This is a genomic window from Pseudomonas sp. W15Feb34 (assembly GCF_023127765.1).
Taxonomy (GTDB): Bacteria; Pseudomonadota; Gammaproteobacteria; order Pseudomonadales; family Pseudomonadaceae; genus Aquipseudomonas; species Aquipseudomonas synxantha_A.
Map to the genome: position 1 here is coordinate 286,773 of NZ_SPKN01000046.1, position 26,494 is coordinate 313,266.

Genomic DNA, 26,494 nt, shown 5'->3' on the forward strand with positions numbered 1-26,494 from the left:
TCCTAGGTACAAAGGTACGAGGAAGCTGATTGATGGATTAACGCAATAACGCAATAACGCAATAACGAATTAACGCAATAACGAATTAACGCAATAGCGCAATAACGCAAGTAACCACAAACCGCATTTTAGCGGCTAAAATTTTCCTCAAACCGTGCTGCTGTTGGGGCAGACTATTTCTCCTCAGATGGGAGAATCAAAGAGGCCCCTTGATTCCGAGGGTTGCCGACGGCTTTGTTCACTGTGTACCACCCAAAGTCGTCAGTTGGTTGGCAGCACGTGCGCGCGATTTCTTCGGCTCGTGCTGGAGTGAGATTCGGATCAAGCCATTCCCTGGCGTGCTCAGGTGTCAGCACCAGCGGCTTGCGGTCGTGGATGTCCACCATGCCCTGATCGCTGGCGGCGGTGATGATCACGAACCCATCGCCGTCTTGGGGATCTAGGCCAGGATGAACTTGGGCGAGCGCGCCAAAGAACATGGGCTTCTGACTCTTCAGGCGAATGAAGTAGGGCTGCTTTCTCTTCGGATCGTCAGGGTCTTTGACCCACTCGTACCACCCTTCACTCGGCACCAGGGCTCGGCCTTTCGGCCAAAGTTGCTTGAAGAACTTTCCCGTGGTGACCGTCTCTACACGGGCGTTGATCGGATCGGGGCGCTTGCCCTTGGCCCAGAACGGCGCCCATCCCCATTTGACTGTATCAATATGCAGCCCATCCTCTGCGGCGTGTAGCACCTGCACCCGTGTCGACGGCGCGACGTTGTAGCGATCAATAGGCTGAGCGTCGTAACCGCTGAACAGCTCTATCTGGGGGCTCAGTTCTTCAATGAAGATCGCCATCCCTTCGTACTGCACGAATCGTCCGCACATATGCACCTCTCCGCCTGTCGAAATCCCCTACAGAAAAATTGACCGCAAGCGCCCTACAAAGTTAACTGTACATTCGTACAGTATCTGTAAAAGGCCGCATCATGAGCTTCACCATTCTAGGTCCTATCGCTGAGGCAGGCGCAAAGCTGCCTATGTGCTCGTTCCAGGTTCCAGCCGGCTTTCCTTCGCCGGCGGCGGATCATATTGAGCAGCACATCTCATTGGATGAGGTTCTGAATATCCGCGCACCGCATGTGTACCTGGTAGCAATCACCGGGGAAAGCATGCAGGGGATTGGTATCTTCGAAGGCGATCTCGCCGTGGTGGATCGTGCCATTGAGCCTGCTCACGGGCATGTGGTGGTGGCTCTGCTGAACAATGAGCCCGTCTGCAAGCGCCTGTGTAAGCGCGGCCGGGAGGTGGTCTTGCTATCGGAGAATCCCAAATACCCGGCGCGTTACGTTCTCGAAGGGGATGAGCTGTCAATCTGGGGTGTGATCACCAGCACAGTGCGCAGCCATGTCTAAGCAAGAACCGACCTTTGCGCTGATCGACTGCAACAGCTTCTATGCCAGTTGCGAGCGAGTGTTCCGGCCGGACCTGGCGAAGGTGCCCATTGTGGTGCTGAGCAACAACGATGGCTGTGTGATCGCACGCAGCTACGACGCGAAGCCGTTCATCAAGATGGGCGAGCCGTATTTCCAGATCAAGCATAAGCTCAGGCAGCACGGCATTGTCGCCTTCTCCTCCAATTATGCGCTGTACGGCGACATGAGCGAACGCGTGATGAGTCTGATCGAGGCGATGGTGCCGGCAGTTGAGGTGTATAGCATCGACGAGGCATTCGCCGACCTGACTGGTATCGGTGGCCTGGATGCCTTGGGCCGACAGATTCGCGCCCAGGTACTTCGTTGCACCGGCATTCCTGTCGGCGTTGGTATAGCTCATACGAAGACACTGGCGAAACTGGCAAACCACACCGCGAAGCGGTTGCAGTCGCAGACTGGCGGTGTGGTCAACATCACCGAACCGATTAAGCGCGACTGGGTGTTGCGCAATACCGACGTGGCGGAAGTGTGGGGTGTTGGCCGAAAGATGAAACTCCACCTGGGAGCGATGGGCATTAAGTCGGCCATGGACTTGGCTAAGGCGGACCCCTGGACGCTCCGCAAGAAGTTCAGCGTTGTTATTGAGAAGACTGCCAGGGAGCTGTGCGGAACGCCTTGTCTGGAATTGGATGAGCCCGATCCGCCAAAGCAGGAGATCTGCTGTAGCCGCATGTTTGGCAAGCGCCTGACTGATTTGCCTTCTATTAAGGAAGCTGTGGCCACCTACATGATGCGCGCCTCAGAAAAACTCCGGGCACAAGGATCGCTGTGCAAGAAAGTGCGTGTATGTATCCGCACGGGCATGTTCAATCCAGAGGAGGCGAAGTATGCCAACGGTGTGGTGGTAGATATGCCCTATCCCACCGACGACGTGCGACTGCTGACAAAGGCTGCTGTTGACGCGGTCGACCGTATTTACCGGCCAGGCTTCAAATACAGTAAGGCCGAAGTGATGCTACTCAACCTGTGTCGGCCCGGCGAGTACACCGAGGATCTTTTCGCTATTTCGCAGCCCGCTGAGTCGACTCGAGTAATGACTGTGCTGGACATGATCAATGGTCGATGGGGCAGGGGAACGCTGCGTTCAGCCAGCGTGCCCAGCAACCCAGTTTGGGCTATGCGCAGGGAAATGATGAGCCGGAGCTACACGACCAAGCTAGATCAACTTTGGTCAATCACATGCAAATAACGTTAGCTTTCGGCTTGCTTGGGCCTAGCTTCATGCCTTCAGGCAGAAACGCACAGCTTCGGCATCTCGCCCCAATGTTAGGTACAACACCTGACGTGCTGCCTTGAACATGTGGATACTAATTAGGTCTCGTCGTAGCGAGCACGCCAAGCATGGATTTACCCGCGTGGTGCTTCTCAACGACTTCACCTACTTTTTCCTTACCAAAACCAATAAGTGCACCGCTGGCTACGCCTGCGAGCGCAACTGCTGGAGCACTTACGGCCAAGAGCGGGGAGAGTAAGGGAAGCATGACAGCCGATGCGACAAGACCCGCGCCTAAGATGCCGCCTGTAAGGATCGCCGCTTTCTTCGGCGCGTACTTTGATTCAATATCCTTAAGACTCTTACGTTGCCGCTGTACTAGCGAAGCGAGGCCGTGGCTGACCTCTTTGATCATTTCATTCGTATCAATCGGGCCGATGGATGCTAGTTGACTGGTATATTTATTTAGTTCCTCTCGGAGCCACCGGTGTTCATTATTCAAAATTAGGTGAGTAAGAGTTGTTACAGGAATATTAGCGAGCCAGGATAGGCTGTCATCCTGGACCGCATGGAGCGTCTGATACGCCTGATCAGAAATCACATTTTTTGAACGGAGATCTCTTGCGTTTGCTTGAGCGATTTTTTCGAAATAGTGCCAGTGAACAGGCTGCGATAGAAGTGCCTGCGCTCCAAGCTCACTGGAATTTTCAAATAAATGGTATTGCGGACGCAGTCTTTCCAAGACTCCATTGAGGAGCAGCAGGCCGACGGGCATTCTTTTCATCTGATCTAGAATATGGAGAGAGCGCTTTCCCTCAAGCTCAATGAGATACTGGCTCGCCGCTTCGCTGGCGCTGAGTTGAATGCCGGGCTCCCCACCTGGTGGGATAAACAAACCTGATGGCATGAGCGCATCAAGGAAATCAGTTTCTTGTTTACTTGAATATTCGAAAAGTTCTTCCAGTGACTGAATCTGCCCGTCGCATAGTGGGGAGATCAGCCGAATTGCCAACTGCTCAAAACCCAACTTGGTATGTGCATCGTTTTGCTCCAAGATCTCCTCAAAACTTGGAAAAATGAAAACAGCTGGAACGGGAAGCTTTGCATCTACTAGCGGGCGCAATTGCAGTATATGGAAGAGCTGAATGGCAAGTTGCAAGTATGCAGCGTTCAGGTTCAGATCCGAGCTTAAGAATGGATATATAGGGTCCGGGACTAACTGTGTGTCCGCATAAAGTCCGGTTATGCGCACGGCATTAAGTGCGGATGGCCCAAAGTGACGCTGCCCCCCTGTAACCAACCTCATTCCGCCAAAATTCTTTGCTTGTTGGTAAATATTGACGGAGTGGCGATTATAAAATTCACCCAGCTCACCTATTGCTTGGTTTACAGAGTTGGCGAACACGTCTGGCTGATATTTGACACGGTGCATCATCCGTTGTTTGATCTCGTCCACGTCTTTGACCAAGTCGACAGAACGACATATCAATGCAGCAAATAACGAACTGAAGAGGACAAATAGTTCGGTTTGAACTTCGTTGATGGCAGTCGATGGTTGATGGGCTGTATCCTTTACTGCTTCTGCTCTTTGTATCGATAGAGCTGCGCCGAAACTCTTTGCCATCAATATGGTCTCTGCAGATAAACCTTGTGTATCTACCAATCCAGTAACCGTCAAAGGGGCAGCCAAGAGCTCATCCGCGTGGGATTGTAACGACGGAGGAAACTTTAGCCTCCCCTCTTTCATTGCCTTCCATGCATCCAGAAGTCGTTGTGCATTTTCTGGGCTGTCAAAACTGTTCATGATTTTTCTCAAATGAAATTCTAGGTTGTTTGAGTGATAGTGATTGTTGGTCGGTATAGCATCATCTTTAACTTGGTATCAACCATTTTTGGCTTCGGTTATTGACTACTACATACTGACTGCCAGTCGGCCACCTACGAGAGCTATGGGGCGGCTGCCGTCGGTGATGACAGGCCGAAATCAAGCATGAGCAAACTGTCGCATCAGACGACAAATCCAGTAGCTTCCGCCCCAAAAGCGGCCAGTGTAAAAGGCTTCGGCCAGACAAAAAAAACGGCCGATTTAGCTTGTGTTTGAGTTTTTGGACTCTAGCCTTCCTGCTGCTCAGACTTTTTGAAGTAAAATTTCCCTATATACCAAATAGATCGTCCAAAGTTGTGAATCAGTTGCTCACCTTGACGCAAGAATGAGCTGTTCTGGTCAATGCCTGCGAGCTTGATGGCATCTAAAACTTTTGACCCGGTCGGATGTGCATCTCCGACACGCATGTCATAGGTGCCAGCAATTTCGGCAAAAAAAATTCTGGCTTTATCTGATCCAATCTTCTGAGATAATATATCTTGCAGAAGCTTATTTGATCCAAACTTATCTTTTTCAGAGTGAGTTGAAATTTTGCGTAATTCGCGAATGTTGAGCCTGTCTGAGAATACTCGAATAAGTTCTTTTGCCAGTCTTAGTAAAGACGCTTGATCCTTACATACAAATCGAGAAATTTGCTGTGAAGTTTCAAAGTCATCTATTTCATGAGCGAATAGCGAGATTTGGTGTTCCTCTTGAAAGCCCCTCTCTAGTAAACGCATACTTTGGAATAAAAGATTTTCAGCAGCGTGTGTGGCTGCTGGCTGAGCTTTGACTTGGGACGCTAGCAATTCTCCAGACACCTTCCCCTCCGGGGCAACATTATGTGCTGCCCAAATGTGCTGTTCCCAAGAGGCAAGGCGTGCAATATCATAAGCATGAACAGTAAGTAAGTCGGAAGAGTTAATTCCAAAGTGAATCCTACAGCCAGATGTTGAATGAATTCCACCCGTTTCTGCGGTATACCATTCAAGCTTGAATCCACGATTAGTAAGAAGCTCAGTAACTATGCTGGAGCGGAACCACAACCAACGACCGATGTCTCGATCATAAAGTTTGGACGACCCTACGCGAGTCCCATCGGTCTCAATAATGAATTGAGGCAGATTCGTGTCTGCATCTCCACGTACTCGAATACTTATAGATTGATGATCAACCCATTCATCCCGCCAAAATTCACCCTCAATTCGAACACCTTCATAACCTCCACGATGTCCTTTTGAGCTTTCATAATCAGTGTTATTGTCATTTTCGGCGCCCATCACAGGCGCGTCCTCATCCTCATCGACGTCCGTTCGCCAAGTACGGAGCATTGCCCAGCCCCCTCCAAAAACATCATTGATTTCGCGAATTCGAAGCTCGAATCTACCATTGTCTCTTTCTATCTCATGTTTTTGTAAAGTTGAGTAGGTGCTCTCTTCAAATATAGGCACATTTTCCACTCTCTGACGATAATAAGATAAGCGAAGTGAGAGGTTTCTTGCCGCTAAATAGTCAAGCAAAAACTCTCTTTTTATCTCGATCAGACAATGTTCGCCTTTTTCGTCAAAGCTTTCGCGGGCAACTACGACGAAATTTTCTTCAGGTCTAACCCAGTTTGTTCCCTCCTTGATGAGGCGTAGCGCAACAACCAGGTCGGGATTTAAAATCCATTGTTTTCCGCCAACAACAGGTTGTGGGTGATCAAAGATAAAGTTAATACCTATAGGGTCTTTATCGTTGTGCTGAAACTGATCAATCGGGGCGTAATAGCCATCTGCATAAGCGTGAGGTGCTACATCATGACTTATTCCGATATTACTCCAGCCTAGTGAGTCCTCAACCAGTTCACGATGTTCTGGTGGGAATGCAACAGATCCGCAACCAAAATAGTCGCAAATGTAGCCTGCTCTTTTAATATCTCCTTTTTCGTAATTTACGGACGCCCTCAAGGGAATCCAAGTGGCATTAGAGAATGGTCGGCGAGTTTCTTTTGTTTGGAGAATCCATTCTTGATTCATGATCAGTTTTTCCGTTGTTAGTATATCGCAATATTTTCGGGGTCGTATTATTAGTAGTGGTAAACACTTGTGAAGTGATGATTTATACCACTAGCGTCGCATGACTTCCCAGGTTTACCTGTAAAATTTTTATGCATCGTGTCGAATAATCAGCGGATGGGAAAATACAGTAACTATAGACCGGAGGACACGAAGTCGCGTGGGAATTGTCTACGGCTGATTGCGAAGCAAGGGTATCGTAAAACCAAAGACCAATTCTGGCAAAAAACAGTCCGTCAAAATAATTCATATTGCCAATCATTTGGCTTGCCGAGCGTGACCTTGAACACATGGGATAGCCGGCAGCACCGGTGGGGCTATGGGGCAAAAATGGGGCAAACCGTACGCCAAATCATGCCATTCAATGCCCATTATGCGTTTTTGCAAGCAGGTAAGAACGGGCGTTACAGGCAGTAAGCGCGGGGCCCTAGCGCCAAAGCTATCTCATACCCCAGCACAATCGGGGTGTGCTTTGTCAGAGACGATTAGTTCGTAGCTTCGCCAAGCCCTGCTTGATGTGCCCAGCATTTTCGCCGATCACGAATAGAGCACCACGTACGTTGTCACCAACCTCATCCATGCCTTGCTTTTCGCTTTGGAGAGCCAACTCCATCAGAGCTGCTTCCAACGCGAGCTGATTCTCGTACATTCGTTCAAGCAAATCTGGGAGTGAGTATTCCCCTGCCATGTGTGTCACCCCGCCTAAAAGGGCTAAGCATAGCAGTGGCGTAGTAAATTGGTGCTTGCTTAGAAATTGCTACGAGAAAGGCCGCTCAATGCCTCGAAAGCAGGGGGTAGTGGCGGTTTTGGGGAGGGCGACGTCCAATCCGTCATCGGACGGATCGTTTAGCTAGTTTCCCTGCGGTCGTATGCGATCCTAAGCTGCCTTCCGCGAAGGGCAGCAGTCGGCCAAAAGCAGCCCGTCAAAAGGATCTAGGAAATCAGGCGTGATTCATAAATTGACCGACCTTGGTCTAGATTCAAAACGGCTGAGGGAATCGGCTATGATGATGGCCATTTGTTTATATGATGCCTTTGGCCTCGGCGATAAGGATTCGCGACATGAAAAAACCAGTGGCCGCTGCAGTCGTTCATCTTGATGGGAAAATTCTCATCACTCGTAGGGCCCCAGGTCAAAATCTCGAGGGCCTGTGGGAGTTTCCAGGCGGCAAGCTTGAACACGAAGAATCTGCCCTGGAGTGCATCACCCGTGAGTTACGTGAGGAGCTTGGTGTTGAGTCTGTCGCCGGTGAAATACTCACCACCACGACTTACGCCTATCCCGGCGGCGAGATCGAACTGATCGCCATTTCGGTTGAGCTGCAATCCACCCAGTTCACCTTGCAGGTCCATGACCGGTTTGAGTGGGTGCTAACTCAAGAACTCCTTCAATACAACTTGGCTCCAGCCGACATTCCCATTGCCGAAGAGGTCGTCCGGAAATATGGCTGATTTCATTCCTCCTGTCCCCGGATCAAACCTTAATAACGAAGACCTAATTCTTCATTTTTTATGCAGTCCTCAAGGTGGAATGCGCCGGTCGAATCGGACCAATACTCTCGTCATTGTTTCTAATCACGTGGCGTCAATTTATGACGATCGCTGGGTAGAAGATGTATTGCATTACACCGGCATGGGTCAGGTCGGTAATCAGTCTCTTACGTTCAACCAAAACAGAACACTGAACGAGTCGCGCATTAATGGAGTGGCCGTACATCTATTCGAAGTCTTTACAGCCAAAACCTATACCTACATCGGTGAGGTAATGCTGGCTGATAAGCCATACCAAGAGAGACAACCGGATGTGGAAGGGCAGGACCGCTTTGTTTGGATTTTCCCCTTGCGTTTGAGATCGGGCACTCCGCCGGCAATTTCTGATGTCACGCTGCAGCAACTCAATCGGATTAAAGATAAACAGGCCCGGAAATTTAGTGACGCTGAGGTAGAAGCGTTGGCCCGGCGTCAAGGACGGACCAATGTTGGGAAGCGCAGCGCTAGAGTCACGCAACACCAGCGCTCACCATGGGTGTCAGAGCACGCTAAGCGTAGATCCAAGGGGCGATGTGATTTGTGCCAGGAACCCTCTCCGTTCAACAGGAAAGATGGGACGCCATATCTGGAGACACACCATATTGAGTGGCTTGTACATGGTGGAGCAGACACGGTGGAAAACACGGTTGCTCTCTGCCCCAACTGCCATAGAAAAATGCATGTGCTTGATGACCAGGCCGACAAAATACTGTTGGTCGCACGGGTCAATGCCTACTAATTAAAGGAGCTATGTGTGGACGAGGAAATCAGTTTTGAGCATGAAGGGACAAAGTATACCGGCACCTACTCGCTTCACGGAGATGAGCTCATCGTTTATCTACCTGATGGTAGCCAGCGGGCAACCACGTTGCGTGGCCTTGATCCTGAAATGGCTGCCTTGACTCATCTACGTGGGTTTGTACTGTATTCGAAAAACGTTGATCGGACTGGTAACTGACAGTCTGCATCGTTATATAGACAGAAAAAATTCTACGAGGGATTAGGTGTTGCGCAAAAAAAACCTTAAGTGCTTTAATGGTTTAAGTCTGCACTTGAGGTATTGAATGTCTATTTAACGCATGAGCACTGATAATCAGGTCATTAAAGTTCAGGATGGGAACATGGTTTCGCAAAAAGAAATTACAAGCGCAGTTATGCGCTGCCTAGAAATAGCGAATTTGATAAAGGCTCATGAAAAGTACAATTCGAAATATACGGGAGCATTTCCAAGCGAGAAGGAGCTTGCAGATCCAGTAGCTCATTTGCCGGTAATCGCAGAGCAACTTGAAAAAATAGCCGAGAAATTGCAATCAGGCCAAATCAAGCCAAATTATCTCGGGATTTCAACGGAGGCTACCGATTTAATAGCTTTGTCCGAGATAATTATTTCAGAAATTAGTGAGCTTCAGCTTGAGCTCCCCGAACTTAATATAATCCCCAAAATAACTGCGAGTCAAAAATCCATCCCTGGTTATACCTTTCTGAATCATGCTCGTGAAGCATCCCTTCCTCACACTTATAGTTTTATTGAACTGCCCGATCAAAAAAGAATTCTTCAGCAATTCAGTGCGCCATTTTACATCCGGCTCGCCCTTGAAGATAAATTTCGCAACATGGTGGGCTTCAAGTTACTGAGGATTACTCGAGGCAATCGACCACAAACCGACGCAAGCTTTCCTATGAGTCTCTTTATAAAATTCCTCATGGAAAGAGGCTCTATTTTTTTTGCACTAAACGTCTCACTTGAAGACGTAAAAAACATTTACAGCTGGAGCTGTAAATTTGTCCACACTGGACAAAAAGAATATCGCTGGCTAATACTCAAAGCTCTGGATGTTGTAGCGCAGCTATTCTTAAATCATCAAGGAATGGGAGGGCGAATTCAAACATTAAAGCCTGGCATGACGCTAGACAAATTACAAACCGCTCTTAACGATTTCACCAAGGCCAATACAAAAAGAAATAGTCCGGAACGCCACTGGGAACTAAGTGACAAGATTTACGATATCAAGCATTACATATATGATTCGAGAAAATACTTAATGGGTCCTCCGAGGCGATAAATCAATCATCCGCACCTTATTCTCTATATACGATCAGCCGAGCAACCGTGAGTATTATTGAGCAACTAATAGTTGGTGAGCAGGCGCATGTGGCCCGAGAGGTCGACGGGAGAATTATGAGCGTAAGGGGCTATGTCTTCAAAATTCATTTCATTGGCGGGGCTTCAGTTTAGTGAGGCGGCACACGATGCGAACTGATCTGATTGAGGGGAAAATCGCTGCGACCGCTTTAAGTCGATCTCTATCGGTTCTGACCGGCTGCTTTTGGTCGATTGCGACCTTCGTGACTGGCTGCTACTGGCCGAAAGCAGTCACGATGTATGTCGTAAATCTTTGGGCAATTCTGCGGCTTGCCTTCATTCGACGCGATGCTTGGGAGGGCAAAAACGGTTCCCAAACTCAAAACGCACCCCCTGCAGAATGCGCTCTGTAGCCTGACCGGTTGCCATAAGTAATGGAACGCCGACGGCTTTCAGGGCATCGGCCCGCGTGAATTTGCATAGCGGTCTTGAAAACCGGCGGACGTTAATAGCGTCTCCAGGGTTCGAATCCCTGGTTTCCCGCCAAGATTCATACAAAAGCCCCGCGAAAGTGGGGCTTTTGCGTTTTCGGGTTTTGGATAGGCAGAAGCTCTAAAGCCTGATCGTTTCCGCATCATTTCTGGCGGTTTCCGCAACCTATTGCTTACCCCGGTCAGCGCGTAGGCTTCATACTCTCCTCGGAACGACGGTAAACCGCTACGTCGGTAGATCGTCGCTGCTTCAAACAGTTCGACAACGCAATTGCTCAATCAGTCATGCAGCCAGGGCGCACAGATCACGCCGAGCCGCTCCCACTTTACTGGTACTCCATCCATGCTGGATGCCTATTAAACCGGGAGATTCTCTCTTTTCCTGGAGGCAAAAGGTTTCACTTCATTGACCCGGATGGTTATGAGTTGGCGGTCTGGAGTGCGCAGGCATAAACCTTTGCCAGTCCAGTCCCGAGCTGGGTTTTTTGCATCCAGCCCTCTCAGTGCTACAGTCCCGCCAAACTAAAAAGGGAATGACATGCGGATTTTGATAGTGGCCGCCGCGGTGGCGATGCTAGCGGGGTGTATGGCGCCAACGATGAACGAGGCTCGCCAAGAGGGACCATACAAAGTCTTGACCTCGAAGAAGTCCGACGCAGCGCTGGCTAAATGTGTTCATTACGAATGGCAAAACCAGCCCATCTTCGGGGGTACTCCTGGCGCAACGCTTCAGCCTGGACGCGATAATGGATATACGGTCTTTACAGAAGGCTCCCAATATTTCGTCGATATTCAGCCTCAAGGGGCCGGCTCGGAGGCCAAATATTATGTGGTGGTTGGCAACTGGATCGCCAACAAAAGACTGGCGGCACTGCAAAGCTGTCTTTAAACGATCCGCCATTTACTCAAGGCTCGTTTCGGCGGGCTTTTTTTCCAGAGAAAATCTCATGGCAGTACTCGCCATCAATTACCAGCCCATGACTACGATTATGCTCATGGGCACCTTACCTATTCCAGTGCATCGGAACCTATAGGCGCGTCATCCAAGGCTCTTTCGTCTTGCTCTGATCGAATAATCAAGATGTGTTTCGGTGCAGTGATTCCTAGGGACACAGTGTCGCCTTCAGCCTTGATCACTTTGATTTGGATTTCGTCGCCGATGTATAGGCGTTTATTGGGTGTTCTGGTGACAACTAGCAATGGGTATCCTTTCTGGTTAGCTCCTTGAATATATGGGATTAATTGCATGAAATCAGCGCTAAAGATGTAAGACCTTTCTTATTTTTCCAGCGAAAATCCTTATTTAATTTTTCTCTCACTAACCGGGAGGGGCTCTGCTTTTACCGTTCAATATCGGCATTCGATCATTGTGAATGGCGGCACGGTCCCTCTATGATCAGCTCGCACTCACCAAAGAGGCGCTGAGCCTCGACCCCCTTTGAAGGATATGAGCGTGGACAAGTACTTCGATAATTCAGGTCTTTTCAAAAGCATTTCGTATCAAGCCAACGCCTCCCTAGATGTCAGCGTCGCTGGCTGGGAGCTGAAAAACACTGCGCTGAATACGAAGGAGTTTTTGATATGTCCAAAGAACTACTCGGAGTTTTTGCTCTAGGGTTGATGGTGATCGGGGAGTTTTGTGCAATCTACAGCGAGGTGGTAACCGCCAGGCTGGCCCACACCGGCAGCGGCTCCTGGGCGACGTTTGTGCTGCCCGTCGTGGTGATGTGTTTTGCCGGGCTTTGCCTGCTGGGCGCTTATTGGCTGGGGTACAAGGCGGTGGGTGATATCTGGATTGTCACCGTGGTCTCGGTCACGTCCTTGTTGCTGCTTGAGCCTGTGGTGGTTTGGTCGCTGTTTCATGAAGCGCCTGGGCGCGGCGCGTTGGTCGGGTTTTGCCTGGGCGCCTTGGGGATGCTTGCCACGATAGTGCTTTAGCGCATCCGGCCATCAAGTGCCGGGTCAGATCAGCGCCTGTAGTCCCATGCTTATCTGACCCGCACCGCTGCACTTTTTTCCATTTTGCTGATCTACCCCTGTCCCGGCCACTCGACTCCCGCACGTGGCCCACAGAATCAGACCCGGTGCCGATGGATCGAACGTCAACAGTTTTTACCTCTCTATGGCCGCTGTTGCTGGCTGCGCTGCTTGCGCTCTGCGCAGTGGGTTGCAGCCAGCAACAAGGCCGCGATATCGCCAGGCAATTCAGCGATGGCAAGCCCGATGAGTTCTTCCAGACCAGTGTCGATCGCATGGCCACCCTGGGGATGCGCGACAACCTGCAAAGCCTCTACCTGCTGATGAGCAAGCTTTACCTGCGCAATCCCAGCCAGTGGCGTCAGTCGGGCTATCCGGATGCGGTGAGCGCCGCCCGGGTCATTCGCCAGGCCATCGAAAACCGTCAACCCTTGCCCGCACTGGGAGACCGGCGTGATCTGGCCGCCCTGAGTTACTCCCTGAGTCCCGACTTTCGTGGTGACCGTGTCGGCGCGTTTATCTACGCGATTGGCAGTATGCTCGTGACCGCCCACGGCGGGCGTACGCAGTTTTATGTGACTGACTCGATTAACCCGCAATTTGTCAGCAATGCGGCGCGCAATATCGAAAAGGCCACTTGGCTGCTCAGCCAGCGCCAGGATGCCAACGGTGTATTGCTGTTGTTCTCCAATGAAATATCGGAGGAGGGCAGTAACCTCAGTTTTGCCGTTGAGTTTGGCAAGATCGTTGCGCGCCTGGACTTACTTACCCAAATCCTCGATGAGCGTTACCGACGCATTGGCCTCAATTACGCGCAAAGTTTATTGCTGATGAACTTCCTGCCGGTGCAGTGAGGCGCATCCATCGAACAATCAGTGGGGTGTTTCCCTTTCTGCTGTAGGAAGGTGCCTATCTTGCCTCTCGCTGCTTGAAACGCTTGCCTGCGAGCAATAGCCTCGGATTTTTCTTAAACACGAGGCCCTCCCTTGGGTAAACGAAAAACGGTTTGGCCCACGGATCGCGAAATACGTTTGCGGTTTATCCTGTTCGCGGTCATCGACGCCGCGACTGCTCAGGGCGTCTCTGCCGAGTTGCTGTTGCCGGCGCACACGCTGCTGCGCAACTCACCCTCGCAAGCCCAGCTGCTTGATGCCCTGGACGAGATTCTGGCTACCGATGAAATGTACGGTTTCCGCTTTGCGCCGGGTTCCGATGCGGATGATCTGATGCGGGAATTGGCGGAGCCGGAGGGCTGAAACCTGCCCGGTACTGTTTTGCCAGCGCCATGGTTCGTCAATAAGGCGTGACCTGACGGGCGTGCCTGCCTTCCCATCACTGTTCGCGTGGTGGGCCTGGCCTGCCGCGTTCCGTAATTCCAAGGACCCGCCCCAATGCTGCTGCGCCAACCGCCCTTTCTTTTTGCCGCCCTGACTCTCAGCTCGCTGGTACAGGCCGAAGGCCTGCAATTGGCGCCAGTCGAAGTCACCACCACTGAAGCCAGTGCCGGCGAAATTGCCCAGGCACAGCTACAGCGCGTGCCCGGCGGCAGCAATTACATCGATATGAGTAGCGTGCAACAGGGGCGGGTGAGCAGTAACGAGGATGTGTTCAAGTACCAGGCCGGGGTGTACGCCAAGGCGGCGAATAACGAAGGCGTGAAGCTGTCCATTCGCGGTTCTGGCCTGAATCGCAGCCCGGGCGCCCATGCCTCCGGCCTGTATGAAATGTTCGACGGTCTGCCGCTCACGGGCCCGGGCGGTACACCTTATGAACTCAAGGACCCGTTGTGGCAAAGCCGCGTGGAAGTGCTGCGGGGCGCCAATGGCTTCGATCAGGGCGCGTTGGCCCTGGGTGGTTCGGTCAATTACGTAACCCACACCGGCTACGACGCGCCCAAACTGAAGGTGCGCTATGAAGTCGGTAGCCGCGGCTATGCCCAGCGGGAGGTCAGTTCCGGCCAGGTGCTGGGGGATGCCGATTACTACATCAGCCTCACTGATTCCGAGTCCGACGGCTACCAGCACCAGAGCGCCGGAACCGGCAAGGGCATCGCCGCCAACTTTGGCTACCGCTTCAACCCGGACCTGGAAACGCGCTTCTACCTGCGCTACCGCGAAACCACCAACGATTCCCCCGGCAAGCTCACGCGCTACCAGATCAGCCACGACCCACGTGCCGCCAACAGCCTCAACGCCGCCCGCGATTCAAAACGCCTGCAACCGGGCTCTACCTGGATCGCCAACAAAACCACCTTGCAACTGGACGACAACGCCCGAGTGGAAGTCGGGCTGGCCTATCACGACTACCCGATGGATCTGCGCGAGGGCACCAACCGCCTCAAGGTCGCCTATACCGATATCAGCGGCACCCTGAACTACATCCGTCAGGACAGCCTGTTCGGCCACGCCAGCAAAACCACCGTCGGCCTGCGTACCACCCAGGCGATGCCCAATAACGGCGCGTCGGAATATGTACGCATCCCCGCAGGCAACACCGCAATCTACGCGCCCGGCACCAAAACCCGCGATTACAGCTACCTGGGCTCCGACACCGTGCTGCATGTCGGCAACGAGCTGGAATTGGTGGAGGATCTGTGGCTCACCACCGGCCTCGCCGCGATCTACACCCGCCGCGAAACCCAGGTGACTTACCCCGATGGCCAGGCGCCGCTCAGTCAACATGACTGGGACTACGCACCGCGTATCGGCCTGCGTTATGACTTCACCCCGCAATTGCAGGTATACGCCAACCTGAGCCGCTCGGTAGAGCCGCCGCACGCCTGGTCGATGATCTGGGGTTCCAACAAATACTTCAACGCTGGCCCTGCGAATGGGTTGGCACGCGAAGGCGTCAGCCTGAAGAACCAGACCGCCACCACCCTGGAAATCGGCGGGCGCGGCGAAGCGTGGCTCGGCCAGTGGGACCTGGCCCTCTACCGCTCTGAAGTACGCCACGAACTGCTTTCCGTGGAAACCCAGGCCCAGACTGCCAACAGCAGCGCGATCATCGCCGAATCCAACGCCAGCCCCACCATGCACCAGGGCGTGGAACTGAGCCTGCTCAGCCCGCTATGGGACGGCGGCCGCAACGGCAAGCTCGACCTGCGCCAGGCCTATACCTTCAGCGACTTCCACTACCGTGACGATGACCGTTTCGGCGACAACACCTTGCCCGGCATCCCCAAGCATTACTATCAGGCGCAGGTGCGCTACAGCCACCCGACGGGTTTCTACACCAGCCTCAACACCGAACATGCCTCGCGGGTAGCGGTGGACTACGCCAACTCTTACTACGCCGCGGCCTACACCACCCTCGGCGCCACGTTCGGCTATGACGCGCCCAAGCAAGACTGGCAAGCCTGGGTCGATCTGCGCAACCTGACCAACCGTCGCTATGCCAATACCGTTACGCCGGGGTACGACGACAAAGGCATGGACGCAGCACGTTCTACCCCTGCCGATGGGCGTGGTATCTACACCGGCGTGTCGTGGAGCTGGCGTTAAATCAACCTTCGTGCTGGCGCAGGCGCTTGTACAGGGTATTGCGGCTCACTCCCAACTCCCGCGCCAGGTGGGAAATATTGCCGCCCACGGCTCGCAGGCGTTGGTTGAGGTCAAGATTTTCATCCAGGCGCTCGCAGGTGGGCAGCGGCGCCGTTTGCTTCAAATCGGTAAAAAAATCATCGGGCAGATGTTCTGCGCGGATCGGCTGCTCCTCGGCCATCGCCAGCGCCACCTGTAACACGCTGCTCACCTGACGCAAATTGCCCGGCCACGGATGTTGCTCGAATAACCCCAGCACCTCGGCACTCAGCCCGGCCCACTGGTTCGGCTCGCGATGTTGCTGCCACAGTTGCTGGAATAACGCTTGCTTGTCGGTGCGCTCGCGCAATGGCGGCAACTCCAGGGTCAGGCCACCGATGCGGTAGTACAAATCCTCGCGAAAGCGCCCGGCCTGCACCAGCTCGCGCAGTGCGCGGTTGGTCGCCGAGATGATGCGCAAATCCACCGGGAACGCCTCACTGCTGCCCACCGGTTGCACACAGCGCTCCTGCAACACCCGCAACAGGCGCGCCTGGGTCGGCAAGGGCATATCACCGATCTCGTCGAGAAACAGCGTGCCCTTGTCCGCCTTGCGAATCAGGCCAATGCTGCCTTTCTGATTGGCGCCGGTGAAGGCGCCTTTTTCGTAGCCGAACAGTTCCGATTCCACCAGCTCAGCCGGAATCGCCGCACAGTTCACAGCGATCAATGCCTGTCGGCTGCGCGAGCTGGCCTGATGCAGGGCTTTGACGAACACCTCTTTGCCCACCCCAGTCTCGCCGTGAATCAGCAATGGAATGTCCTTTTCCAGCAGGCGTTCGGCCTGGCGCACCGCTTTCTCCATGCGCACATCGCCAAAGTGCAGGGTCTTGAGGTTGATCGAGGGCAGCGCTGGCGGCGGTTGGCTGAACACCCGGGCCTGCACTGGCATCTGCCTGGGTCGCTTCAACAGGCACTGGAAGCGGTTGCGCCCAGCCGCCTGCAACGCAAACGGCAACCCTTCGGGCTGGTTGAGCAACTCCAGCAGCGACACCTTGAACAGACTGTCGATCATCACCCGCGACAGGCTGATGCCCAGCAGGTTATCCGCACGCCGATTGGCTGATAGTACCTGGCCGCTTTCATCAAAGATCAGCAGGCCGGCCCACTGGCTGTCGAGGTTGCTCAAGCCGGTGTTGAAGGTCAGTTGGAAATGTTCGCCACGGAACAGGTTGAGGATCAGCCGGTTTTCCACGGTCTGACTCATCATCTTGACCATGCCCAGGGTGTGGGAGGGCGGCAGGTAGCTGTCGCTGGACACATCCAGCACCGCGATGATTTCGCGCTGGGCGTCGAAAATAGGCGCCGCGGAACCGGTCATGAAACGGTTGGCCTTTAGGAAGTGTTCATCGTGCTCGATATGCACGGCCTGGGCGCAGGCCAGCGCGGTGCCGATGGCATTGGTGCCGCTGGCACGTTCCATCCAGCTGGCGCCGGGGCTGAAGCCACGGGCCAGCTTGGGTTCGATAAACCGCTGGGTGCCCCACGAGGTCAGCACCTGGCCCTGATTGTCAGCCAGCATGATCAGGCAGTTGGAGTTGCTGAGGATGTTTTCATAGTAGGGCAGTACTTCCTGGTGCGTGGTCTGCACCAGTGAATGCTGGCTTTCCAGGAGTTGACTGATGCCTTCGGCGGGCAGTTGATCAAAGCTTGGCGTGCTCTGGTGGTCCAGGCCGAAGGCGCGGCAACGTCGCCAGGATTCCTGGATAAGGGTGTCGTGTGCCAGTGGTTCGGCCATGGTGCGACCTTCATTTTTATTGTTATTGGATGTGCACATTCAACCATTGAAATGGGTTCAAGTGTGGGAGGGGCGGTGCGACGATTCGACTTGCTCCCGATAGCGGTATGTCAGTGAAAAGATGCTGACTGATACACCGCTATCGGGAGCAAGCCCCCTCCCACATTTTTATCTTGTGTTGGTCATGAGAGTGTTGTTCAGAACTGTTCATTGTCAACCCCGAAAGTGTTCAGTTGTTCAGCCACTTTGTTCACTCCTGAACATCACCATTAACCCATTTCCTTATGCATCAAGCGCTTGCAGTTTTGGCACGAAACTCGCTCTGACACCTGGCCAGATTCATTCCAATAATAAAAAGGTCGTGTCATGTCATTGACCCTGGAACATGTCTCCCGCGTTGTCGACGGCCAAACCTGGATCGACGACGCCAACCTGCGTTTTGAAGCCGGCTCTTTCAACGTCTTGCTCGGTCGCACCCTGTCGGGCAAAACCAGTCTGATGCGCCTGATGGCTGGTCTGGACAAGCCCGACAGCGGCCGCATCCTGATGAACGGTGTAGACGTTACGCAAAAGCCGGTACGCCTGCGCAATGTGTCGATGGTCTACCAGCAGTTCATCAACTATCCCACCATGACCGTATTCGAGAACATCGCCTCGCCGTTGCGCCAGGCCGGTGTGTCCAACGAGCTGATCCAGAGCAAGGTGCTGGAAACCGCCAGGATGCTGCGCATCGAGAAGTTCCTGCAACGCCACCCGCTGGAACTGTCCGGTGGCCAGCAGCAGCGCACCGCCATGGCCCGCGCCCTGGTCAAAGACGCCGAACTGATTCTGTTCGATGAGCCCCTGGTGAACCTGGACTACAAACTGCGCGAAGAGCTGCGTCAGGAAATGCGCGAACTGTTCAAAGCGCGCCACACCATCGCCATTTACGCTACCACCGAACCCAACGAGGCCCTGGCCCTGGGTGGCACCACCACCATTCTTCACGAAGGCCGGGTGATCCAGAGCGGCAAGGCCGCCGAGGTCTATCACCAGCCGCAAACCGTTCTGGCCGCTGAGCTGTTCTCCGAACCGCCGATCAATCTGATGCCAGGGCGCATCAGCGGCAACGAAGTGAGCTTCGCCAATTTCGTGCATTTCCCACTCAACGTCGACCTGCGCCCCATCGGCGAGGGCGAGTTCCGTTTCGGCGTGCGTCCCAGCCATATCAGCCTGGTACCGAGCAATGACGATGACCTGGAGCTGGCGGTGACCGTGGAAGTCGCCGAGATCAGCGGCTCGGAAACCTTCCTGCATGTGCGCAGCGAGCACTTCCTGCTGGTGCTGCACTTGCCGGGGGTGCATGAGTACGATGTGGACGCGCCGATCCGCGTGTATATCCCCACCCATAAACTGTTTGTGTTCGATGGACAGGGCCGTTTGGTCCAGGCCCCCGGGCGCCGTGTCGCGAGGGTTGCCTGATGGCCGAGATCCATTTGCGTAACCTTGCCCATAGCTATAGCCCCGCGCCAAAAGGGCCTGAGGACTACGCCATTCGGGAAATGAACCATGTGTGGGAGCAGGGCGGTGCCTACGCGTTGCTCGGGCCGTCGGGCTGCGGCAAGTCCACGCTGCTCAATATCATCTCCGGCCTGCTCAGCCCCTCTGAAGGCCAGGTGCTGTTCGATACCCAGGTGGTCAACGACCTCACGCCGGAGAAACGCAATATCGCCCAGGTGTTCCAGTTTCCGGTGGTGTACGACACCATGACGGTGTTCGACAACCTGGCCTTCCCGCTGCGAAACCAGGGCATGGCCGAAGCGAAAATCCACAGCAAGGTGCAGGAAATTGCCGAAGTTCTGGACCTGCAAACCCTGCTGAGCAAAAAAGCCCGCAACCTCACCGCCGACGAAAAACAGAAAGTCTCCATGGGCCGTGGCTTGGTGCGCGATGACGTGTCGGCGATCCTGTTCGATGAGCCGCTGACGGTGATCGACCCGCATCTGAAATGGAAACTGCGGCGCAAGCTCAAGCAGATCCATGAGCAGTTCAATATCACCATGGTCTACGTCACCCACGACCAACTGGAAGCCTCCACCTTCGCCGACAAGATCGCGGTGATGTACGGCGGGCAGATCGTGCAGTTCGGCACCCCGCGTGAATTGTTCGAGCGCCCGAGCCATACCTTTGTCGGTTATTTCATCGGCAGCCCCGGGATGAATCTGATTGAGGTGCAGGCCAGGGGTGGTGGTGTGGGGTTTGCCAATACCTTTCTGCCGCTGTCGGAGGCGTTGCAGCAACGGATCAACGCGACCGACTGCAAAAAACTCCAGGTTGGCATTCGCCCGGAATTTATCCATGTATGGGATGACCACAACCCTGACGCCCTGCAAGCCGACGTCACACATGTGGAGGACTTGGGCACCTACAAGATCATGACCCTCAACCTCGACGGCGCCATGCTCAAAGTGCGCCTGGCCGAAGACAAACCGGTGCCGGAGGGCAGGGCGTCCATCAGCTTCCCCGCGCAATGGCTGATGCTTTACGCCGACGATTACCTGCTGGAGGTGGCGCCATGAACAAGGTGCAGAACAACAAGGCCTGGTGGCTGGTATTGCCGGTGTTCCTGCTGGTGGCGTTCAGTGCGGTGATCCCGATGATGACCGTGGTCAATTACTCGGTGCAGGATATTTTCGACCAGTCCAGCCGCTACTTCGTCGGGGCCGACTGGTACAAGCAGGTGCTGCTCGATCCACGTTTGCATGACTCGTTGCTGCGCCAGTTCATCTATTCGGCCTGCGTGCTGCTGATTGAAATCCCGCTGGGCATCGCCATCGCCTTGACCATGCCGACCAAAGGACGCTGGTCATCACTGGTGCTGATTATCCTCGCCATTCCGCTGCTGATTCCATGGAACGTGGTCGGCACCATCTGGCAGATCTTTGGCCGTGCCGACATCGGCCTGCTGGGTTCGACCCTCAACGCCATGGGCATCAGCTACAACTATGCGGCCAACACCATGGACGCCTGGGTCACCGTGCTGGTGATGGATGTGTGGCACTGGACCTCGTTGGTGGCGCTGTTGTGCTACTCGGGTTTAAGGGCCATTCCGGACGTCTACTACCAGGCCGCGCGGATTGATCGTGCATCGGCCTGGGCAGTGTTCCGACATATCCAGTTGCCGAAGATGAAAAGCGTGCTTTTGATCGCGGTGATGCTGCGCTTCATGGACAGTTTCATGATCTACACCGAGCCTTTCGTACTCACGGGGGGCGGGCCGGGGAACGCCACCACCTTCTTGAGCCAGACGCTCACCCAGATGGCCGTAGGCCAATTCGACCTGGGCCCGGCAGCGGCGTTTTCGCTGGTGTATTTCCTGATCATCCTGTTGGTGTCCTGGCTGTTCTACACCGCCATGACCCATTCCGACGCCAACCGCTGAGGCCGCCAACATGAGCAAGCGCAAGCTTATTCCGTTACTGGTTTATATCCTGTTCCTGCTGGTGCCGATCTACTGGCTGTTGAACATGTCGTTCAAGAGCAACACCGAAATCCTCGGCGGCCTGACCCTGTTTCCCCAGGATTTCACCCTGGCCAACTACAAAGTGATCTTCACCGACCCGAGCTGGTACACCGGCTACCTCAACTCGCTGTACTACGTAAGCCTGAACACGGTGATCTCTCTGAGCGTGGCGCTGCCGGCAGCCTATGCGTTCTCGCGCTACCGCTTCCTGGGTGACAAGCACCTGTTCTTCTGGCTGCTGACCAACCGCATGGCGCCGCCGGCGGTGTTTCTGCTGCCGTTTTTCCAGCTGTATTCCTCCATCGGCCTGTTCGATACGCACATCGCCGTGGCCCTGGCTCACTGCCTGTTCAACGTGCCGTTGGCGGTGTGGATCCTTGAAGGCTTCATGTCCGGCGTGCCCAAGGAAATCGACGAAACCGCCTACATCGATGGCTATAGTTTTCCCAAGTTCTTCGTGAAGATTTTTATCCCGCTGATCGGCTCCGGCATTGGGGTGACTGCGTTTTTCTGCTTTATGTTTTCCTGGGTCGAACTGCTGCTGGCGCGCACGCTGACTTCGGTCAACGCCAAGCCCATCGCGGCGGTAATGACCCGCACGGTCTCTGCGTCGGGGATTGATTGGGGGGTACTGGCGGCAGCGGGGGTATTGACTATCCTCCCGGGCATGTTGGTGATCTGGTTTGTTCGCAACCACGTGGCCAAGGGCTTTGCCCTGGGCCGGGTCTAGAGGAATCGATGATGGAATGGATGGCCTGGACCACCCCCACTGCGCTGTTCTTTGGCGGCATCGCCCTGATTCTGGCGGGCATGACCACCTGGGAACTGCGTTCGCCGAGCATTCCTCGGCGCGGGTTGCTGCCGATCAGCACCACCCGTGGTGATCGCTTGTTTATCGGTCTTCTCGGCAGCGCCTACCTGCATTTGCTGGTCATCGGCGTTACCGACTGGAGCATCTGGGTGGCGTCCGCGCTCTCCCTGTTATGGCTGTTGAGTGTGATGCGTTGGGGCTAATGCCCTTATGAATAAACAACCAGGAGGTCTCTATGTTGAATAAAAACAATAAGCTGCGACATAGCATTTCATTGGCCGCCGTACTGGCCCTCAGCGGTTTGAGCGCTTCGGCCTGGGCCGATGCGTATGAAGATGCCGCGAAAAAATGGATCGGCAGCGAGTTCAAGCCCTCGACCCTCACCGAAGCCCAACAGCTTGAGGAATTGAAGTGGTTTATCAAGGCGTCGGAGCCCTTCCGTGGGATGAAGATCAACGTGGTGTCGGAAACCCTCACCACCCACGAGTACGAATCCAAGGTACTGGCCAAGGCGTTCAGTGAAATCACCGGCATCAAGCTGACCCACGACCTGCTACAGGAAGGCGACGTGGTGGAGAAGCTGCAAACCCAGATGCAGTCCGACAAGAATATCTATGACGGCTGGGTCAATGACTCGGACCTGATCGGTACGCACTTTCGCTACGGCAAGACCGAGTCCATCACCGACCTGATGGCCAACGAAGGCAAGGACTTTACCTCGCCGACCCTGGACCTCAAGGACTTTATCGGCCTGTCCTTCACCACCGCGCCGGACGGCAAGATCTATCAGTTGCCCGACCAGCAGTTCGCCAACCTCTACTGGTTCCGCGCCGACTGGTTCGAACGCCCGGAGCTGAAAGCCAAGTTCAAGGAAAAATACGGCTACGACCTCGGCGTACCGGTGAACTGGTCGGCCTATGAAGACATCGCCAAATTCTTCAGCGAAGACGTCAAGGAAATCGACGGCAAGCGCGTCTACGGGCACATGGACTACGGCAAGAAAGACCCGTCCCTGGGCTGGCGCTTCACCGATGCGTGGTTCTCCATGGCCGGCGGCGGTGACAAGGGCTTGCCCAACGGCTTGCCGGTGGACGAGTGGGGCATTCGTGTGGAGGACTGCCACCCGGTGGGCTCCAGCGTGACCCGCGGCGGCGACACCAACGGCCCGGCGGCGGTGTTCGCCACACAAAAATATGTGGATTGGATGAAAGCCTACGCGCCGCCGGAAGCGGCGGGCATGACCTTCTCCGAATCCGGCCCGGTGCCGTCCCAGGGCAACATTGCCCAGCAGATCTTCTGGTACACCGCGTTTACCGCCGACATGGTCAAGCCGGGCTTGCCGGTGGTGAATGCCGACGGTACGCCGAAATGGCGCATGGCGCCGTCGCCGGTCGGGCCGTACTGGGAAAAGGGCATGAAGAAGGGCTATCAGGACGTAGGCTCCTGGACCTTCCTCAAGTCCACGCCTGAGAAACAGAAACTCGCGGCCTGGCTGTACGCGCAGTTCGTGACCTCCAAAACCGTGTCGCTGAAGAAGACCATCGTTGGCCTGACGCCGATTCGGGAGTCTGATATCAACTCCCAGGCCATGACCGACATGGCGCCCAAGCTCGGGGGCCTGGTGGAGTTCTACCGCAGCCCGGCGCGCACCGAGTGGTCGCCTACCGGCACCAACGTGCCGGACTACCCACGCCTGGCGCAACTGTGGTGGAGCAACATCGCCGCCGCCGCCAGCGGCGAGAAAACCCCGCAACAGGCGCTGGACAATCTGGCCAAGGAGCAGGACGCGATCATGACGCGCCTGGAACGCTCCAAGGTGCAACCGGTGTGCGGCCCGAAAATGAACCCCGAGCGTGACGCGCAATACTGGTTCGACCAGCCGGGCGCGCCGAAGCCGAAACTGGCAAACGAGAAGCCCAAGGGCGAAACCGTGAACTACAACGATCTGCTTAAACAGTGGGAGGCGGCGCGCAAGTAACAGCGCTAAGTGAGTACGACGCAACGGCACGTTTACGTGCCGTTTTGTTTGAAGCTTGAAGTGCGACGCCCTGCATTTCATCCGGTGGTTCGAGACAGCCCGCCAGGTTGCGACTAAACTGCTGAGCATTCATACAGGAGGTTATCTGATGGGTGTTCAACTTTCCCCAATTGTTTCCGAGTTTGAAACCGAAGAGCAGGCGAGTAGTCATGATCTCTGGTTTCGTAAAAAAGTCGAAAAAAGCTTGGCCAACCCCGGCCCCGGTGTACCTCATGACGAGGTCATGGCACGAGTTGAGGCGATTATTCTGCAAGCAGAGCTTGAGCAGCGGACCAAAGCTTGATGTTGGCCGTTGTTTGGCTTGACGAAGCCATCGGCGACCTGATTGATATCGTGACTTTTATCGCAGCAGAAAGCCCCGGCGCTGCATGACGCATCAAGACCCGCCTGGAAGGCGCGCCTCTACCACTGGCTGAGCACCCCTATCTGTATCCGTGCGGCCCAGTGCCAGGTACTCGTGAGGTGGTTGTACATCCCAATTATGTGCTGGTGTATAGAGTGACTGCCGAGCGGATCGAAATAGTCAACGTATTGCACGCCAGGCAAGAATATCCCTGAGCCTCCCGCCTTCGTATTTCATCAGCGAGCGCCTTTACTGCGACCGCTTATCCCCCCCTTCATAACCTCATTTGAATTTTCCGCACGCCCCGACGCTCTGCATTCTAGAAGCGCGTGAAGTTGAGCGCTCTTGCGGGGCCACCTTGTGGGAGGCCCGTTGTAACGGACTTTGCGGAAACTGCCATCATGACACTCCTTACAGCGCTGTCGGGCCAGCCGGCCTCTCTCACCGACTCGGTCCAGGGCCATCATCAACGGGTGTATCGACAGCTGTACGGCGAAACGCCAGACGCCGCCGAACTGGCGCATGACTACCTGCAGGATCAATTGGCCCAGGTAGAGGAAACCGACTGCGACTTGCCTGAGTCGCCCGAACACCTGACGGCCTGGGTCGAACAGCGCTGCGCCGTTGTGGCCCAGGCCTATGCCGATTACCTTGAGCAGCGCCAGCAAGGCCGGCCACGGCGCTATTTTCACAACAAAGCCCACGCGTTGTATGTCCTGCAGCGTGTGGCGCCGACCAAACAGGTGGACGGCGCCTGGCTCTATGGCCTGCTGCACTATTGGCAAGACCAGCGCTTCGACGGCTTGCTCACTACCTATCTGGAGGAATTGGGCGACGGTGAAGCCGCGCAGAACCACGTGGTGATCTATCGCAAGTTGCTCAGCGACCACGATGCCGACAGCGAAGCCGGCCTTGAGGATGAGCACTACCTGCAAGGTGCGCTGCAACTGGCCCTGGGCCTGTGCGCCGACCAATTCCTGCCGGAAGTCATCGGCTATAACCTGGGCTACGAACAGTTGCCGCTGCACCTGCTGATCACCGCTTACGAACTCAGCGAACTGGGCATCGACCCCTATTACTTCACCCTCCACGTGACCATCGATAACGCCAGCAGCGGCCACGCCAGCAAGGCCGCGCAATCGGTGTTGGGCCTGCTGCCGCTGGGCGAGGGCAGGGCCGCGTTCTACCGCCGCGTCGCCGCTGGGTATCGCCTCAACGATCTTGGCCCGGGTACCACGGCTGTCATCCAGCAGTTCAACCTGCACGACGAAGTGGTCGCGATGCTTGAGCGCAAACGCACTTTCGGCCAGCACATGCATTCGGACTACTGCCGCTTCGAAGGCCAGACCGTCAACCAATGGCTGGCCAAGCCGGGGCAGATCGGCGATTTCCTCACCGCCTTGCAGGACAAGGGCTGGATCAAGCGCAACCAGGACCCTGCCGACAGCCGTTTCTGGCAGTTGATCGAGGGGGCCGGCGCGGCGATGTTCGGGGTATTCAGCGCGGCGGAAAAACAGCTGCTGCATGACTGGATCGCCGGTGACTGGGCCAGCGGCCAGCGCGTGCCGCCGTTACGGCCGGGGCGCGGCAGTCGGCTTGCCCGCGAGCAGCACTGCCCGGCGGACCCCGACACCCAGGCCCTGGCCGATTCACTGTGGAACCTGCCCGACGAGCAACAGCTCAATGCGCTGATCCCATGGATGTCGGCGCGGCGCCACAGCAGCCCCGCAGGCTTGTACGCCACCCGCCGCTTTATCCAACTGCGTGCGCGTTTGCGCTAAGGAATGTG

At 55.0% G+C, this 26,494-nt stretch carries 24 protein-coding genes and 2 pseudogenes; 21 read left to right on the forward strand and 5 right to left on the reverse strand.

Features of this window, described 5'->3' with window-relative positions; all coding sequences use genetic code 11:
- Positions 1-173: 173 nt before the first annotated feature.
- The gene (locus tag E4O97_RS24825) at positions 174-869 is read right to left on the reverse strand and encodes an SOS response-associated peptidase family protein (RefSeq protein ID WP_169918366.1); all 696 of its coding nucleotides are present in this window, start codon (positions 867-869) and stop codon (positions 174-176) included.
- A gap of 101 nt (positions 870-970) precedes the next feature.
- On the opposite strand from E4O97_RS24825, the gene E4O97_RS24830 reads away from it, so the two are divergent.
- Together E4O97_RS24830 and umuC are read left to right on the forward strand one after the other, a co-directional pair.
- Positions 971-1,396 carry a S24 family peptidase gene (locus E4O97_RS24830; protein ID WP_169918365.1) on the forward strand — a complete coding sequence of 142 codons (426 nt, stop codon included), beginning with the start codon at positions 971-973 and terminating at the stop codon, positions 1,394-1,396.
- Positions 1,389-2,666, forward strand: coding sequence for a translesion error-prone DNA polymerase V subunit UmuC (gene umuC, locus E4O97_RS24835; protein ID WP_169918364.1), 1,278 nt, complete (start codon positions 1,389-1,391; stop codon positions 2,664-2,666). The genes E4O97_RS24830 and umuC overlap by 8 nt, the downstream gene beginning before the upstream one ends.
- 118 nt (positions 2,667-2,784) lie before the next feature.
- Here the strand turns inward: umuC and E4O97_RS24840 are convergent, their stop codons facing one another.
- The 3 genes from E4O97_RS24840 to E4O97_RS24850 all read right to left on the reverse strand — a co-directional run bounded on the left by E4O97_RS24840 (position 2,785) and on the right by E4O97_RS24850 (position 7,299).
- Entirely contained in the window at positions 2,785-4,494 is a 1,710-nt protein-coding gene (locus tag E4O97_RS24840) for a hypothetical protein (RefSeq protein ID WP_248162534.1), read from the reverse strand.
- A gap of 308 nt (positions 4,495-4,802) precedes the next feature.
- Positions 4,803-6,572: a hypothetical protein gene (locus E4O97_RS24845; RefSeq protein ID WP_248162536.1), complete on the reverse strand. Its 1,770-nt coding sequence runs from the start codon at positions 6,570-6,572 to the stop codon at positions 4,803-4,805.
- A 514-nt stretch (positions 6,573-7,086) separates the two neighbouring features.
- Complete coding sequence (locus E4O97_RS24850; protein ID WP_043046698.1) at positions 7,087-7,299, reverse strand: hypothetical protein; 213 nt, start codon at positions 7,297-7,299, stop codon at positions 7,087-7,089.
- A gap of 374 nt (positions 7,300-7,673) precedes the next feature.
- Here E4O97_RS24850 and E4O97_RS24855 point away from each other — a divergent pair, with 374 nt between their 5' ends.
- From E4O97_RS24855 to E4O97_RS24900, 10 genes and pseudogenes are all read left to right on the forward strand, one after another.
- Entirely contained in the window at positions 7,674-8,063 is a 390-nt protein-coding gene (locus E4O97_RS24855; RefSeq protein ID WP_169918361.1) for a (deoxy)nucleoside triphosphate pyrophosphohydrolase, read from the forward strand.
- On the forward strand, positions 8,056-8,880 hold the full coding sequence (locus E4O97_RS24860; RefSeq protein ID WP_248162537.1) for an HNH endonuclease signature motif containing protein: 825 nt from the start codon (positions 8,056-8,058) through the stop codon (positions 8,878-8,880). Before E4O97_RS24855 ends, E4O97_RS24860 begins: the two co-directional genes overlap by 8 nt.
- Positions 8,881-8,895: 15 nt before the next feature.
- Entirely contained in the window at positions 8,896-9,099 is a 204-nt protein-coding gene (locus tag E4O97_RS24865; protein WP_169918360.1) for a hypothetical protein, read from the forward strand.
- Between the two features lie 163 nt (positions 9,100-9,262).
- Complete coding sequence (locus E4O97_RS24870; protein WP_169918359.1) at positions 9,263-10,204, forward strand: hypothetical protein; 942 nt, start codon at positions 9,263-9,265, stop codon at positions 10,202-10,204.
- A gap of 856 nt (positions 10,205-11,060) precedes the next feature.
- Positions 11,061-11,168 (forward strand): annotated as a pseudogene (locus E4O97_RS24875) (VOC family protein); the annotation flags it as partial.
- A gap of 145 nt (positions 11,169-11,313) precedes the next feature.
- Entirely contained in the window at positions 11,314-11,604 is a 291-nt protein-coding gene (locus E4O97_RS24880) for a hypothetical protein (RefSeq protein WP_236648079.1), read from the forward strand.
- A 731-nt stretch (positions 11,605-12,335) separates the two neighbouring features.
- Positions 12,336-12,653 (forward strand): hypothetical protein, encoded by a 318-nt coding sequence (locus E4O97_RS24885; RefSeq protein ID WP_032880721.1) that lies wholly within the window; start codon positions 12,336-12,338, stop codon positions 12,651-12,653.
- Between the two features lie 152 nt (positions 12,654-12,805).
- Positions 12,806-13,546 (forward strand): hypothetical protein, encoded by a 741-nt coding sequence (locus E4O97_RS24890; RefSeq protein ID WP_005789034.1) that lies wholly within the window; start codon positions 12,806-12,808, stop codon positions 13,544-13,546.
- 132 nt (positions 13,547-13,678) lie between these two features.
- Positions 13,679-13,948 (forward strand): hypothetical protein, encoded by a 270-nt coding sequence (locus E4O97_RS24895; protein WP_148853868.1) that lies wholly within the window; start codon positions 13,679-13,681, stop codon positions 13,946-13,948.
- Positions 13,949-14,083: 135 nt separating this feature from the next.
- Positions 14,084-16,195: a TonB-dependent receptor gene (locus tag E4O97_RS24900; RefSeq protein WP_248162538.1), complete on the forward strand. Its 2,112-nt coding sequence runs from the start codon at positions 14,084-14,086 to the stop codon at positions 16,193-16,195.
- Position 16,196: 1 nt separating this feature from the next.
- Here the strand turns inward: E4O97_RS24900 and E4O97_RS24905 are convergent, their stop codons facing one another.
- Positions 16,197-18,011: a sigma-54-dependent Fis family transcriptional regulator gene (locus E4O97_RS24905; RefSeq protein WP_248162539.1), complete on the reverse strand. Its 1,815-nt coding sequence runs from the start codon at positions 18,009-18,011 to the stop codon at positions 16,197-16,199.
- Between the two features lie 366 nt (positions 18,012-18,377).
- On the opposite strand from E4O97_RS24905, the gene E4O97_RS24910 reads away from it, so the two are divergent.
- The 9 genes and pseudogenes from E4O97_RS24910 to E4O97_RS24950 all read left to right on the forward strand — a co-directional run bounded on the left by E4O97_RS24910 (position 18,378) and on the right by E4O97_RS24950 (position 26,486).
- Entirely contained in the window at positions 18,378-19,472 is a 1,095-nt protein-coding gene (locus E4O97_RS24910) for an ABC transporter ATP-binding protein (RefSeq protein ID WP_057703149.1), read from the forward strand.
- Entirely contained in the window at positions 19,472-20,569 is a 1,098-nt protein-coding gene (locus tag E4O97_RS24915; protein WP_248162540.1) for an ABC transporter ATP-binding protein, read from the forward strand. The genes E4O97_RS24910 and E4O97_RS24915 overlap by 1 nt, the downstream gene beginning before the upstream one ends.
- Entirely contained in the window at positions 20,566-21,432 is an 867-nt protein-coding gene (locus E4O97_RS24920; RefSeq protein WP_005789024.1) for a sugar ABC transporter permease, read from the forward strand. Before E4O97_RS24915 ends, E4O97_RS24920 begins: the two co-directional genes overlap by 4 nt.
- A gap of 10 nt (positions 21,433-21,442) precedes the next feature.
- Positions 21,443-22,243 carry a carbohydrate ABC transporter permease gene (locus tag E4O97_RS24925; RefSeq protein ID WP_003192012.1) on the forward strand — a complete coding sequence of 267 codons (801 nt, stop codon included), beginning with the start codon at positions 21,443-21,445 and terminating at the stop codon, positions 22,241-22,243.
- Between the two features lie 11 nt (positions 22,244-22,254).
- Positions 22,255-22,527 (forward strand): DUF2160 domain-containing protein, encoded by a 273-nt coding sequence (locus tag E4O97_RS24930; protein ID WP_003192011.1) that lies wholly within the window; start codon positions 22,255-22,257, stop codon positions 22,525-22,527.
- A 32-nt stretch (positions 22,528-22,559) separates the two neighbouring features.
- Positions 22,560-24,302: an ABC transporter substrate-binding protein gene (locus tag E4O97_RS24935; protein WP_216091611.1), complete on the forward strand. Its 1,743-nt coding sequence runs from the start codon at positions 22,560-22,562 to the stop codon at positions 24,300-24,302.
- Between the two features lie 148 nt (positions 24,303-24,450).
- On the forward strand, positions 24,451-24,645 hold the full coding sequence (locus E4O97_RS24940; protein WP_216091610.1) for a stability determinant: 195 nt from the start codon (positions 24,451-24,453) through the stop codon (positions 24,643-24,645).
- A pseudogene (locus E4O97_RS24945) lies at positions 24,645-24,920 on the forward strand (type II toxin-antitoxin system RelE/ParE family toxin). Before E4O97_RS24940 ends, E4O97_RS24945 begins: the two are co-directional and overlap by 1 nt.
- A gap of 186 nt (positions 24,921-25,106) precedes the next feature.
- Positions 25,107-26,486, forward strand: coding sequence for an iron-containing redox enzyme family protein (locus E4O97_RS24950; RefSeq protein ID WP_248162541.1), 1,380 nt, complete (start codon positions 25,107-25,109; stop codon positions 26,484-26,486).
- The last annotated feature ends 8 nt before the right edge of the window (positions 26,487-26,494 follow it).